Raw genomic sequence first — 13,043 nt, 5'->3', positions numbered from 1 at the left:
TACTTGTGATGGGAATGTTATCTTTTTAATAGTTTGTGGGTGTTCCTCACGATAGTTTGTGGATGCTCCTCACGATAGTTTGTGGATGAGAAGTATTCTATTTTACTCTCTGTTAGAAGATTAAAGTTATATATTAACTACGGTAAGCAGGGCTGTTTCCTGCACTCCCCTCCTTCGGAGGGGTTGGGGGAGGTCCTAAATCAACTACGGTAATCAGGCCTGTTTCCTGCACTCCCCTCCTTCGGAGGGGTTGGGGGAGGTTATTATTAATTAAATATATTACTATGCGTATTAAATCACTTTTACCAATGATGCTCCTTGCATCTGCGCCCTTCACTGCTATGGCACAGGGTCAGGCAGGTATCAAGGCAGAGAATCTCGACAAGTCGGTACGCCCGGCTGACGACTTCTTTACGTTTGCCACGGGTGGATGGCAGAAGCTTAACCCGCTACCAGGAGCCTTCTCACGCTTTGGTTCGTTCGACCAGTTGCAAGAGAACAACAACAAGCGTATCAACACGATCCTCACTGACTTGCTCAAGAAACAGGGTAAGGAAGGGTCAACAGAGAGAAAGTTAGGCGACTTCTATAAGCTCGCCATGGACTCAGTGCGCCGTAACAAGGAGGGCGTAAGTCCGGTTAAACCGCTACTCAACGAGATGGAAAGTGCAAAGAGTCTGGCCGACCTTCGTGCCCTGCAGTTGAAGTATGCAAGTTTCGGTTATGGTGTTCCAATGGGTTATTCCTTTGAGGCTGATGAGAAGAATGCGAAGATGAATATCCTTCTTATCTATCAGGACGGATTGAGCCTTGGACAGAAAGAGTACTATCTCGATAATGACAAGGCTACGGCAGATATCCGTAATGCCTTCCGCCAGTTCATTGCTAATATGTTCCGCCTCTATGGCTTCTCTGATACACAGGCTGCGGCTAAGCGTGATGCTGTGATGCGTTATGAGACAATGTTGGCTTTGATCTCAAAGAGCCGTACGGAGTTACGTGACGTTGAGGCCAACTATAACAAGATGACACTCGGTGAGTTTAAGGAGAAATATCCTAATATCCAACTCGAGCAGTTGGCTAATGCCGAAGGTATTAAGAGCGAGTATATTCAGACGATGGTCGTGTGTCAGCCTGCTTTCCTTGCTGGTGTTGACAAACTAACGGCTACAGAGAGTGCAGAGGAACTGCGTGCACGTATGGAGTGGAGCGCTATCCTTGCTTCAGCTAACTATCTGAGTGATGACATACGGGCAGAGTACTTCAATTTCTTCAGTAAGACGATGCGTGGTACGAAGGAAGATTATCCTCGTTGGAAACGTGCTACACAGCAGGTGGAGAAGCAGATGGGTGAGGCGCTTGGCCGAATCTATTGTGAGCGTTACTTCCCAGCTACAAGTAAGAAACGTATGGAAGACCTCATCAAGAATCTTGAGGTGAGTCTTGCTGAGCGTATTAAGGCACAAGACTGGATGAGTGAGGCTACTAAGAAGGCTGCTCTTGAGAAGCTCTCAACCTTCTATGTGAAGGTGGGTTACCCTAATAAGTGGAAGGACTTGAGCCAACTTAAGATAGACCCAACAAAGTCTTATTATGAGAACGTGCAGAACTGTCAGTTGTTCTGGGCTGAGGATGCTATCAAAGAGAAGGCTGGTAAGCCTGTTGATAAGGATAAGTGGCTGATGACACCACAGACCGTTAATGCCTATTATAATCCTACGACGAATGAAATCTGCTTCCCTGCAGGTATTCTTCAATACCCATTCTTTGAGCCGAAGGCGGATGATGCCTTTAATTATGGAGCCATTGGTGTGGTGATAGGACATGAGATGACACACGGATTCGATGACCAAGGACGCCATTACGACAAGGATGGTAATATGACAGACTGGTGGACTGAAGAGGATGGAAAGAACTTCGAGGCTCGTACTGGTAAGTATGCTGATTTCTTCAGTGCTATTAAGGTGTTGCCAGACCTCAATGCTAACGGTAAGCTCACATTAGGTGAGAACCTTGCTGACCATGGTGGTCTTGAGGTGGCTTTCAATGCTTTCGAGAAGACACCAGAGGCTAAGAAGGGTAAGGTCATTATGGGCTTCACACCAGAACAGCGTTTCTTCATCGCTTATGCAGGCGTATGGGCAAACAATATCACTGAGGCTGAAATCCGTAGTCGAGTGAAGAGTGACCCACACTCTCTCGGCGAGTGGCGTGTCAATGGTGCTCTTCCTCATATTAATGCGTGGTATAAGGCCTTCGGTGTGAAGGAGGGTGATAAGCTCTTCATCCCTGAGAATGAACGCCTGAAGCTGTGGTAATGGTTGGTGATGGGTGTTGAATATTGGGTGATGGGTGATGACTGTTGGGTGTTGATGGCTTGACTCTCAGTTGATTATCACATCTGTCGTTCGATATTTCCCATACCAATAAATCTATAAAATAAAAGGTTTACGACTAATCATTCTTATCAGATATGATGTTGATAGGAATGGTTAGCGTGAGCCTTTTGTGTTTATTCTTATAGAGGAAGGTATTGTTGTGGGAAGGATAGGTGGATGTCTATTCGTATTCGTTGTTATACTTTTGTGTAGATAAGACTTGTGCAATCTCTTATTAATTACTATCTTTGTAGCTTATTTATAGTAGAGAAAAGTAGGGTTGTATGCTTATACGACCATTAAAGATAAAGGAAACAGGATATGCCATTGATATTACCTGACGGACTTCCCGCCATTGATATGCTGAAGCGTGAGAATATCAACATAGAAGATATACTTGCTAAGGAGGACGATAAACGTCCGCTTCGCATTGTCATACTCAATCTTATGCCGTTCAAGGCTACGACGGAGACTGATTTCATACGCCTTCTTTCTAATAGTCCACTACTGTTAGATATCAGCTTCATGAAACTCAAGAGTCATGTCTCCCGCCATACTCCAGCGGAACACATCGACCGATTCTATCATACACTTGAGGAACTAAGCAAGGAGAAGATTGATGGGTTGATAGTCACTGGAGCACCTGTTGAAGACATGCCTTTCGAGGAGGTGGATTATTGGAAAGAGCTACAAGAGATATTCAATTGGGCTCGTGAGAATGTGCGTTCAACGCTTTATATCTGTTGGGCAGCACAGGCAGGACTCTATCATTTCTATGATATCCCTAAGTATCCATTACCAAAGAAGATGTTTGGTATCTTCCCTACGATTCCTCTAAAGCCCGAACTGCCTATCTTCCGTGGTTTTGATGATGTCTTCCGTATGCCTCAGAGTCGTCATACAGAGATAAGGCGTGAGGATATTGAACGAGTCGCCGACCTCGAGATCGTAGCTGAATCAGCAGAGAGTGGTGTGTCTATTGTTAGGTCATGTAGTAGGCGAGAGTTCTTTATCACCGGTCATTTAGAGTATGCCCCAGATACCCTCGACACGGAGTATCACCGCGACCTCGGTAAGCGAGACGATGTAGAGGTCCCGAAACATTATTATCGTGATGACAACCCAGCGAATGGTCCGCTTGTCACCTGGCGTGCACATGCCAATTTACTATTTGTGAATTGGGTAGCTTGGGTGGTGAATGATGGGTGTTAGGTGTTGATGTGTAGGGTGTTAGATGTTGAATGTTAGGTGTTGAGGAATAGGGTGTTAGGTGTTGAATGTTAGGTGTTGAAGAATAGTAATTTTGCTTAGCATCTTTGTTCACCATAAATAGACGACATTGGTTGTTAATACCTTCAATCACCTCATCAAGCTCTAAACACTCCATCAGTACCCAACACTCATCACCCATCACCCGATGCTCATCATCCTCTAAACACTTCATCAATACCCAACAATAAACATCTATCACCCAACGTTCATCCTGTCCTATACATTTCATCAACACCCAACAATTACCACCCATCACCCAACAATTAACACCCAACACCCAACAATTACCACCCATCACCCAACAATATGCAATCATCATCACCCAACACTCATCACCCAACACCCATTACAATAGAACTCCTTGCGCCAGCCAAGAATCTTGAATGTGGAATGGCAGCTATTGACCACGGAGCAGATGCCGTATATATCGGTGCTTCTCGATTTGGAGCACGTCAGTCTGCAGGTAATAGTGTGGAGGATATTGGTAAGCTATGCGAATATGCTCACCGCTATGGTGCCACGGTTCATGTGACCATCAATACGATTATCTATAATGATGAGTTCGAAGAGACAATGGCCTTGGTGCGTGAGTTGGTGGGCGTAGGGGTAGACGCTTTCCTTCTACAGGATATGGGGCTGATGAGTAAGGTGAGGGAGATAGTACCCGATACGGTAGCACTCCATGCCAGTACACAATGTGATACACGTACATGGGAGAAGGCCCAGTGGCTGAGTCAGCAGGGTTTTGATCGTGTTGTACTTGCTCGTGAATTGTCTGCTGAAGAGATAAGCGATATTCATAAGCGGTTGCCAAACCTTGAGTTGGAAGCCTTCGTACATGGAGCATTATGTGTAAGTTATAGTGGTGTATGTTATGTTTCCCAGTATAGTTTCGGACGTTCAGCCAATCGTGGTGCCTGTGCACAGTTCTGTCGATTGGCGTTTGATTTGAAGGATTCAGACGGAAAGACCATCGAACACCAGCGACATCTACTCTCATTAAAAGATATGAGTCAGATTGATAACCTTGAAACACTGATGCGTTCAGGGGCTTGTGCCTTTAAGATAGAGGGAAGACTGAAGGATATAAACTATGTGAAGAATGTTGTGTCAGCTTATAGTAAACGCATTGACGAGATTATCAGTAAGCATTCAGGCGAGTTCCGTCGTGCTTCGTTGGGACGTGTGCGCTATTCGTTTACACCCGATTTGAAGAAGACATTCAACCGTGGTTATACCAATTACTTCCTCAAAGGAAGGCAGGCAGATATCTTCTCTCCTGATACACCAAAGGCATTGGGTGAGTTTGTTGGTAGGGTAAAAGAGATAAGACGAGACAGCTTTAACGTGTCCAGTACAGCAAACTTTGCGAATGGTGACGGACTCTGTTTCCTTTCACGTGACCCAGTCAATCAGTCAACACGGTTGGAGGGATTTCGTGTGAACCGTGCTGTGGGTAATCGACTCTATCCGTTTAAGATGCCAAAAGGCCTAAAAGCAGGGATGAGTTTGTATCGTAATCAAGACCAAGCCTTTGATAAGGAGTTGAGCGGTAAGACTGCTGAACGTAAGATTAAGATAAAGATGTGGTTTGGAACCTCACCTGAGACCTCCCACAACCGCTCCGAAGGAGGGGAGTGCCTAACGGATAGGCGTGGGACAATATGGGCAAAAGCAGAGGTGATAGGAAGTGCTACTCCAAAGCAAACATCTAACGAACGAATATCCAACGAACATCCCGTAAGGCTCTCTCCTCCCCTTGGAGGGTATGGGGGAGGTCTCCAACTTGCCCAAAAGCCTCAACGCGATAACATCATACGCCAGCTCACTAAATTGGGTAATACGGTATATGAATGTACAGAGGTTGAGATAGTTGACGAGGCTGATAAGTACTTTATTCCAAGCAGTATTCTTGCAGAACTTCGCCGTATGGTGGTAGAGGAACTTGATAAACAGATACTGAATAGGCAGCGTATGACGATTCATAGGAAATCGGTGGATAAGGTGTCTGACCATAAACCACATATAACAGTGGTAAATCCTGCCCAGTATCAGCAAATGCCTTATCTGTATAACATCTCCAATGATGTTGCCCATAAGTTCTATGAGCAGCAGGGACTGACCAAAGCTGAGCCTGCTTTTGAAATTCAATATCCTTCTGTAGACAATGGTTCAGAGTCAACAGGAAAGTCGTTTTCTATCAGGGGGGATAAAGATGCCGTCTCTCATCTATTGATGCAGTGTCGTCATTGTATTCGTTATTCGCTCGGCTATTGTGTGAAACGAGGTGGAAAGAAACCCACATGGCGTGAACCACTCTTCCTCGAACTACCAGATAAGCGACGTTTTCGTTTAGAGTTTGATTGTAAGAATTGTCAGATGAATGTACGAAACGCTACTTAAATGAAAAGTCATTATTCATTACCAATCATTATGATTATGGATAAAGTGAACCTGAAAAGAGAGCCCCGTGTTGACTTTTCTACGAGAGAAAAGGCAAGTAGTTGTACCCTACAACGATATGGGCTAATGGGGGTATTCCTTCTCTTCTTGCTTAGCTTTTTGCTAACAGGTTGTTATCATAAGAAGACACCATCCTCCTTCCGTTTGCCAGACAGTATTCAAGAGGCACAAATCTCCCGACGAATAGAGGCTGGGGGCGACTCTATTTTAAAGGAGAAAGATACTGATAACATTGAATGGAGTGGTACACGGAGTAGGGTAGACTCCTTGTCTTTTCGTGTGAAACATCACTATTCACAAGGGTTTAACTTTATTGTGACAGCTGATTCTCTGATGCTTCTTCGTCAACAACCAGAGGAAGCTGTCAATAAGATGGAGACAGATTCCTTTGCTGTGAAGAAAGGAAAGGAGGTCGTTGTGGCTGATATTCGTATTCTTCCTAATGATAAGCAGGATTCGGTATGGGTGCAGATAGCTACGGAGGACTATGCCTTTGGGTGGGTTCATGAGAACCGTCTCTTAAAGCAGGTAGACCCAGCTGACCCTATCTCTCAGTTCATCTCTACATTCTCTAATATCCACTTGCTTATCTTCTTGATTGTTATCTCCATTATGGGAGTTGGCTATCTGGCACGTAAGATATTGAAGAAGAACGCACATATCGTACATTTCAATGATATTAGTTCGCTTTATCCTACGCTGTTAGCCGTTATTGTGGCACTATCCGCAGCCTTCTATGCCAGTATACAGCTCTTTGCTCCAGAGACGTGGCGTGAGTTCTATTTCCATCCTTCGCTTAATCCTTTCTCGCAGCCTCCCCTACTTAATATCTTCTTAGTATTGGTATGGGCCATGCTCATTATTGGTATCGCAACGATTGATGACGTCCGAAGATTATTGAAGTCAGGCGAAACCCTACTTTATCTTTGTGGGTTAGGAGCTGTGTGTGCCGTCAATTATATTGTTTTCTCCGTGCTCACCTTATATTATATAGGTTATCCACTTCTCATAGTCTATATCTATTACGCCTTCCGTGTCTATTTACGTAAGAGTAGTGAAACTTATTATTGTGGCAACTGTGGCGTTCGTCTCCATCGAAAGGGTAGGTGTCCGCATTGTGGTGCAATCAATGAATAAAGATACTTTTTGGTTTCTTTCTGAATTAAGGAGTGCCAGACCTTATGAAGGTAAGGGACTTTTTATTTAAGGAGGAACAAACCTTTTACTTACAGAAAGACATTGTTGAATAGATATGGTAGATCCGTACAACAACTAAGAGAACGATTGTATTTATAAATACACCTGTTAGGTAATAACGAGGGGGGTAGGTAGATTTGTTCGTTCGTATTGCCTTTGTGTTTTTTGCACATGTGCAGATACGGATAGATGCCATTATCCCTCTCTGCGAAAGATGTTGCTCCCAAGGTGTATTGAAGTAGAGGAATGACAGATGTTCACTTACCTTATTTATAGGCTTAATACAGAACTTTTTTTTATTTTAGTTTGCTGTCACTTTTAACATTTCACGTAACCTCACTGGGAACTAATTAGTTATATGCTCGTAATAGATGACAGACATGACAGGAAAATCAAAAACTCTTTGACGTCAGTCTTTGTGTTTTAGTTCGTTCGGTAGTTTGTTTTCGGGATTTGACGTTCGTTATGTCCATTAATAAGTAATGTTCATGAGCAGCTGAACTGATTAGCCTTTCTGATTAAGTTTTTTTCATGCTTCGATGATAAAAATATCAATAAAATCCTTGGTTAATCAGTTGTAAAATAGTAACTTTGCACTCGTTTAGCAAAATTATACTCTTTAAAATAGTTGAATGAAGAATGACAAAATGAAAATGAAGTACCGCGTGAACGAGCAGATTCGCGTTCGGGAAGTACGTGTGGTAAGTGATGATGGGGCAGAAGTTATGCCTACGCGAAAAGCGTTGGAGCTGGCTCATCAAGCAGGAGTTGACCTTGTGGAGATATCTCCTAATGCGCAGCCACCGGTTTGTCGTATCATCGACTATTCTAAGTTCCTCTACCAGCAGAAGAAACATCAGAAGGAGATGAAGCAGAAGCAGGTGAAACAGGAGGTGAAGGAGATTCGCTTTGGACCACAAACAGATGAGCATGACTATAAGTTCAAGCTCAAGCACGCACAAGAGTTCCTCAATGCAGGTAACAAGGTACGTGCATACGTGTTCTTCCGTGGTCGTTCTATCCTCTTTAAGGAACAAGGAGAGGTCTTGTTGTTGCGCTTTGCCAACGACCTTGAAGAGCTTGCAAAGGTGGAGCAACTCCCAAAACTTGAGGGCAAGAAGATGTTCCTTTATCTTGCACCTAAGAAGGCTGGCGTTGCTAAGAAGAGCCAACAGAAGCGTGACCGTGAGGAGGCTGAGGCTGGTGTAAAGGCTGCTGCAGAGAAGGTCGCTGAGGAGACTGCAACCGACGGTGGACTGTTTGCCAATGCCAAGAATGGTGCAGACGCTTTGAAGAAGTTGAATATTGACTAACGCTTGTTGAGCCAGCTCTTTTCTGAAAGGATAGGGTAGGGGCAAGATGAGCAACCCTGTGCGTAACGTCCTGGTATATACGTTGCCACAGATGAATATAAATAACAATTTTAAATTTTACAAAAATGCCAAAACAGAAGACAAATTCCGGCGCAAAGAAGAGATTCACGTTCACCGGTACTGGTAAGATTAAACGTCATCACGCTTACCACAGTCACATTCTGACTAAGAAGACAAAGAAACAGAAGAGAAATCTTGTTCACCAGACGCTCGTGGATGGTACAAACTTGAAGCAGGTACGCGACTTGCTCAGACTTCGTTAATTCATTAGTCAAACAAATTAAAAGGAAAGAAAAACTATGCCAAGATCAGTCAATCATGTTGCTTCAAAAGCAAAGAGAACAAGAATTCTGAAGCAGACTAAGGGTTACTATGGTGCCCGTAAAAATGTTTGGACGGTAGCAAAGAATACCTATGAGAAGGGTTTGACTTATGCTTATCGTGACCGCCGTAACAAGAAGCGTAACTTCCGCGCATTGTGGATTCAGCGTATCAACGCTGCTGCTCGTCTTTATGATATGAGCTACAGCCAGTTGATGGGTGCATTGCACAAGGCTGGTATCGAGATTAACCGTAAGGTGCTCGCTGACCTCGCTGTTAACAATCAGGAAGCTTTCAAGGCTATTGTTGACAAAGTAAAGTAAATTTATTGTAGCTCATCTTTGTGTGAGTACTCATTATAACGGAATAGAGCTGTCATCCTTTCGGGTGGCAGCTTTTTTGGTTTATGGGGGCGGCCCCTCCCCTGTCCCCAGCTGGCCCCTCCCCCTTCCCCAGCTGGCCCCTCCCCCGATCCCTCCCCCGAAGGGAAGGGGCGTAATCACCGAGATACCCCTATGGCTAATCATCAACACCTAACAACTATCACCCAACACCCTTCTTTAGCAGTAACGCTCTGTGAACTCTGTATGCCGGAGGCGTTCTGTGGGCTCGAAACTGTGCGCAAAAAGGCTCTGTTAACTCTGTGAGCTCTGTGAGAGATAAACCTCCCCAGCGTGAGAGAAAAACCTCCCCAGCGTGTTGTTTGTGTGTCATCTCATAGAGTGGGTGTGTTCTTTTTCTCACAGATTTACACAGAAGACCAGAACACACAAAGGCCAGAAAGATGATGGCCCCTCCCCCGACCCCAGCTGGCCCCTCCCCCTTCCCCTCCCCCGAAGGGAAGGGGAGTGATTACCGAGATACCCCTATGGGCTGGATGTAGGCTTCGTGTTGTCCCTTATTAGTATTGAAAATAGCAGTAACGTTCTGTGATATCTGTATGCCGAAGGCGTTCTGTGGGTTCGAAACGCTGGTGGAAAGTTCTGTTAAATCTGTGAGCTCTGTGAGAGAAAAATCTCCGCAGCGACTCTCAAGTGTCTTCTTTTTCTCACAGAAAAACACAGAAGAACAGAACACACAGGGTTTCACAGAGACATTAAGTCAACCGATAACACAGAACCTTACAGCCATCTTTAGCTGAAACGTTCTGTGATATCTGTATGCCGGAGGCGTTCTGTGGGCTCGAAACAGTGCGCAAATGGGTTCTGTTACATCTGTGAGTTCTGTGAGAGAAAGAAAATTCCTTCGTGAGAGAAAAAACTCCTCAACGTGTTACATGCGTCTCATTTCATAGCGAGAGTGTTTTCTATTTCTCACAGATTTACACAGAAGACCAGAACACACAAAGGCCAGAAAGATGATGGCCCCTCCCCCTTCCCCTCCCCAAAAGGGAGGGGCGTAATCACCGAGATACCCCTATAAAAAGGATGTAGGCTTCGTTATGTTCTTTGTTGGCAGTCTTGTAGGGGTAACCTCACATATTATGCCCCTTCCTGTGGGGGAGAGGTTGGGGGAGGGACTACTCTCTCATGGGCTTGAACTGTGTACAAAAAACTCTGTTAAATCTGTGTGCTCTGTGAGAGAAAGGGTGTGTCCTTTATGAGAGAATGATTCTCACGTCCCATGTAAAGTAATCTAATAGATGTAATCTCACTAATCACACTCCTTCTTGCGGGAGAAGGAAGGGGGGAAGGGATCAGGCTGGTATGATGTGATGCTATCTTTTTGTTGTTGTTCAGTCCGACAGTGTTCTTTGCCTCTCCTAATATCTTTTGTACCGTAAAACACTGTAAGATAATGTGTAAACATGGTTTTTATAGGGATTATAATAGTATAAATCACAAGCAATCTATCCCTAAAAAATCACAAAAATGTAGTAAAATATTGCTTTAGTAGTTGCTTCATAAAAGATAAAAAACTATATTTGTGCCGAAAGAATAATCTAAACAGATTAAAAGGATATAATCCTATTAATGCGAGTAAAGGGACATAACGGTCAATGACCGATAGTGAGATAAATATCTTACCTACAGCGAAACAATCTCAAGATGGAGTTATCCATCAATCTATTACTAATATCTAAACTATGTAGCCAATGAGTCCATTAGACTATGTAAAAGCGTTCAATGAGTTTCTGTGGAACAGTTTTCTCATGTATGCATTGTTAGGCGTAGGCATTTTCTACACTGTCTACCTTGGTTTCCCACAGCTTCGTCATCTAAATCTGGCGTTTAAGTATGCTTTTGGTCCGATATTTAAGAAGCGAAAGCCAGGTGAGACGAAAGTTAATTCTTTTCAGGCCTTGGCTACTGCCGTAGCTGCTCAGGTTGGTACAGGAAATATCGGTGGTGTGGCAACAGCCATTGCTACTGGTGGTTTAGGAGCTATCTTCTGGATGTGGGTGTCAGCCCTTTTGGGTATGAGTACCATCTTCTCCGAGGCTGTGCTTGCCCAAAAGTATAAGAAAGAATACCATGGCGAGACCGTTGGTGGCTCAGCTTACTATCTTTATTATGGTCTTGGTAGTAAGTGGCTTGCTGTTTTTTTCTCTATTGCCATTGTCCTTGCCTTAGGCTTTGTTGGCAACATGGTACAGGCCAATTCCATTTCTATCGCCTTGACCAATGCGTTCAACATCCCTTCATGGGTGATAGGTATTGTTTTAGCAGCCGTTGTGGCCGTTGTAGTCATTGGGGGACAGCGTCGTATCACTGCTCTTGCCGAGCTTTTAGTACCGTTCATGGCGATAGTCTATATCCTCGGTTCATTGATTATTATTTATATGTTTGCCGATCAGTTGCCGCATGTTCTCCGTACCATCTTTACTGATGCTTTCTCTTTGAAGTCTGCTGCAGGTGGTGCCGCAGGAACAGTGATGAAGTATGCCATCCGTTATGGTGTTGCACGTGGATTGTTCTCTAACGAGGCAGGTATGGGTTCCACTCCTCATGCTCATGCTTTAGCCGATGTCAAAGACCCATGCGAACAGGGCTTTGTGGCTATGGCAGGTGTGTTTGTAGATACCGTTCTCATCTGTACCTCAACGGCGTTTGTCATCATGCTTACGGGTGTTTATAGTAACACAAGTTTAAAGTCTGTAGCTATCACACAACAAGGCTTTGAGATAGCATTTGGAGAAGGAGGTATCATCTTCCTTGCTATCAGTCTTATTTTCTTCGCTTTTACGACGATTATAGGCTGGTATATGTTTGCCGAGATGAATATCAAGTTCATGTTTGGTAAGAAGGGTGTTCGTTTCTATCGCCCCCTTGTAGTCCTCTTTGTCTTCTTGGGTTGTCTCTTTGCAGCCGACCTGGTATGGGAGTTAGCCGACTCCTTCAATGGTCTGATGGTCATCCCTAACCTTATTGGTATCATCTTCCTTGCTCCACAGGTGAAGAAGTTATACAAGAATTTCTTGGCTAACAGGAAGAAAAAGGAGGCTTAGAGAGGGGTGAGAGTAGCTTCAACAACAATCGGTCCCTCATCCCTTCCCCTGGTGGCCCCTCCCCCGACCCCTCCCCCGAAGGGAAGGGGCGTGATCACCGAGATACCCCTATGGGGAGGATGTACGCTTCATTCTATCCTCTTACTGGCAGACTTGTAGGGGTAACCTCACATATTACGCCCCTTCCCTGCGGGGGAGGGGTTGGGGGAGGGGCCACCTCCTCATGGGGTCGAACAGTGCGCCAATATGCTCTGTTAGATCTGTGCATTCTGTGAGAGAAAGAACTATCCTCCGTGAGAGAAAGAACTGTTCTCCGAGAGAGAAAACTATCCTCCGTGAGAGAATGAAATATCCTCTGTGCGAGAAAGAACTACCCAAGGATGCGAGCTGTGTGCCACTCTGTAAGAGAAAAAACACCCCAGCGAATTGTTTGTGTTTTATTTCATTGAGAGAGTGCATTCCTGCTCTCACCGAGTAACACTGATAACAACCAAGCACCGAGTAACACAGATAATTACCAAGATACTCCTGCGAAAAGGAGGCTCTCCCCAACCTCTCTAAGCAGGAGAAGAACTGGAAGAGAGATTGTTC

At 44.5% G+C, this 13,043-nt stretch carries 9 protein-coding genes; 8 read left to right on the top strand and 1 reads right to left on the bottom strand.

The window, feature by feature from the left end; all coding sequences use genetic code 11:
* Window positions 1-284 precede the first annotated feature (284 nt).
* Both AXF23_RS00465 and metA read left to right on the top strand, forming a co-directional pair.
* Window positions 285-2,318, top strand: a complete 2,034-nt coding sequence (locus tag AXF23_RS00465; protein ID WP_107623913.1) for a M13 family metallopeptidase — start codon at window positions 285-287, stop codon at window positions 2,316-2,318.
* A gap of 381 nt (window positions 2,319-2,699) precedes the next feature.
* Window positions 2,700-3,590 (top strand): homoserine O-succinyltransferase, encoded by an 891-nt coding sequence (gene metA, locus AXF23_RS00460; protein WP_107623912.1) that lies wholly within the window; start codon window positions 2,700-2,702, stop codon window positions 3,588-3,590.
* On the opposite strand, the gene AXF23_RS15765 is transcribed toward metA, so the two are convergent.
* Complete coding sequence (locus tag AXF23_RS15765) at window positions 3,520-3,969, bottom strand: hypothetical protein (protein WP_146156712.1); 450 nt, start codon at window positions 3,967-3,969, stop codon at window positions 3,520-3,522. The two genes, metA and AXF23_RS15765, sit on opposite strands and share 71 nt — an antisense overlap.
* Here AXF23_RS15765 and AXF23_RS00455 point away from each other — a divergent pair.
* The 6 genes from AXF23_RS00455 to AXF23_RS00420 all read left to right on the top strand — a co-directional run bounded on the left by AXF23_RS00455 (window position 3,957) and on the right by AXF23_RS00420 (window position 12,452).
* Entirely contained in the window at window positions 3,957-6,053 is a 2,097-nt protein-coding gene (locus AXF23_RS00455) for a peptidase U32 family protein (RefSeq protein WP_107623911.1), read from the top strand. The two genes, AXF23_RS15765 and AXF23_RS00455, sit on opposite strands and share 13 nt — an antisense overlap.
* A 126-nt stretch (window positions 6,054-6,179) precedes the next feature.
* Window positions 6,180-7,250: a zinc ribbon domain-containing protein gene (locus AXF23_RS00450; RefSeq protein WP_042856147.1), complete on the top strand. Its 1,071-nt coding sequence runs from the start codon at window positions 6,180-6,182 to the stop codon at window positions 7,248-7,250.
* A 692-nt stretch (window positions 7,251-7,942) separates the two neighbouring features.
* On the top strand, window positions 7,943-8,623 hold the full coding sequence (gene infC, locus AXF23_RS00445) for a translation initiation factor IF-3 (RefSeq protein WP_089366830.1): 681 nt from the start codon (window positions 7,943-7,945) through the stop codon (window positions 8,621-8,623).
* A gap of 125 nt (window positions 8,624-8,748) precedes the next feature.
* Window positions 8,749-8,946, top strand: coding sequence for a 50S ribosomal protein L35 (gene rpmI / locus AXF23_RS00440; RefSeq protein ID WP_009436018.1), 198 nt, complete (start codon window positions 8,749-8,751; stop codon window positions 8,944-8,946).
* Window positions 8,947-8,982: 36 nt separating this feature from the next.
* Complete coding sequence (rplT, locus tag AXF23_RS00435; RefSeq protein WP_004383393.1) at window positions 8,983-9,327, top strand: 50S ribosomal protein L20; 345 nt, start codon at window positions 8,983-8,985, stop codon at window positions 9,325-9,327.
* A 1,772-nt stretch (window positions 9,328-11,099) separates the two neighbouring features.
* On the top strand, window positions 11,100-12,452 hold the full coding sequence (locus tag AXF23_RS00420) for an alanine/glycine:cation symporter family protein (protein ID WP_009011758.1): 1,353 nt from the start codon (window positions 11,100-11,102) through the stop codon (window positions 12,450-12,452).
* Window positions 12,453-13,043: the final 591 nt, after the last annotated feature.

This window comes from Prevotella sp. oral taxon 313 (assembly GCF_003043935.1).
GTDB classification, from domain to species: Bacteria; Bacteroidota; Bacteroidia; order Bacteroidales; family Bacteroidaceae; genus Prevotella; species Prevotella jejuni.
Note: the sequence above shows the minus strand (reverse complement) of the source record. Positions and strands in the feature narration are given on the sequence as shown.